Annotated in this window: 1 protein-coding gene and 1 pseudogene; both read left to right on the top strand. The window is 28.9% G+C overall.

The features are described from left to right. Positions 1-179, top strand: a pseudogene (locus HUU89_RS15205) (PTS sugar transporter subunit IIC); the annotation flags it as partial. A gap of 75 nt (positions 180-254) precedes the next feature. Further along, entirely contained in the window at positions 255-1,133 is an 879-nt protein-coding gene (locus tag HUU89_RS14435) for a MurR/RpiR family transcriptional regulator (protein ID WP_032090165.1), read from the top strand. The last annotated feature ends 57 nt before the right edge of the window (positions 1,134-1,190 follow it).

The raw sequence follows: 1,190 nt of genomic DNA on the forward strand, positions 1-1,190 counted from the left end.
TTGCATGTTTAACAGTACCTTGGACAACTCCACCAATCGTATTTGGTTTCTTAGCTACAGGTGCAAACGTTATGGGTGCAGTAACTCAAGCAATCTTAATTGTTGTTTCAACAGTTATCTATGTACCATTCTTAATTGCATACGAAAAATACCAAAACAAACAAGCTGCAGAAGCTTAATAATGAAAGACAAGGATACGTCGTATCCTTGTCTTTCATTGTATATAAAGGTACAATGGATTTAGAGGTGAGAATATGAGTCTATTATCAACAATTGAATACCAAAATGGTTTTAGTGATTTAGAAAAGAAAATAGCAGATTATTTAATTGAACATAAAGAAGATGTGATTCATATGAATCTTAAAGAGTTAGCAGAAGCAACTTATACTTCAACAGCAACAATTAGTCGTTTTTGTAAGAAATTGGGAGAAAAGAATTTTAATGACTTTCGTGTTCATTTTGCCGAAATAACTCAATCTCAAACATTCTCTACAATAAATTTTAATAAGCCATTTCTTCAAGATAGTTCGAAAAATGAAATTTGTCATAATGTTGGAGAAATCTATAAACAAACCATTGAAGGAACTAATCAAGTTCTTGATATGAATGAATTAGAAAAAGCAGTGGATTATATTGATAAAGCAAACATCATTGATTTGTTTGCGGTAGGAGATTCTTTTTTATCAGCATTGATGTTTGAACATAAAATGACTTATGTCAATAAGCTTGTTAACTTGAAAATTATTCCTACAGAGCAAACTCAACAGGCTTTGTATACGACTAAAAATTCAGTAGCGTTAATTATTTCCTATTCAGGACAAACAAATGAAATTAAACCTATTGTTGAACGTATTAAAATAAATGGGGGAACCATTATTGCAATCACTTCTTTAAATGATAGTTATTTGAGAATAAAAGCAGATATTTGTTTAACAATGTGTTCAAAAGAAAATATTATTAATAAAATTGGAACATTTTCTTCTAAAATAAGTAGTGATTATATTATAGATTTAATCTATTCCTTACTCTTTAAAAAGAATTATCAAGAATTACTTATTAAAAAAGTATCTATGAATTTAGATTGGGATGAAAGAAGAAATGAATCAACACATGAAAAAGGAAAAGGAGAATAGTGATGGGACATATTTTATGGGTAGAACCTGTATTTAAAGAAATGATTTGGGGAGGAA

Origin of the sequence: Faecalibacillus sp. H12 (assembly GCF_013361255.1) — a bacterium.
Classification (GTDB): domain Bacteria; phylum Bacillota_I; class Bacilli_A; order Erysipelotrichales; family Coprobacillaceae; genus Faecalibacillus; species Faecalibacillus intestinalis.

Coding starts and splice junctions, on each gene's coding strand:
- HUU89_RS14435 (WP_032090165.1), top strand. CDS start 255: ATGAGTCTATTATCAACAATTGAATACCAAAATGGTTTTAGTGATTTA.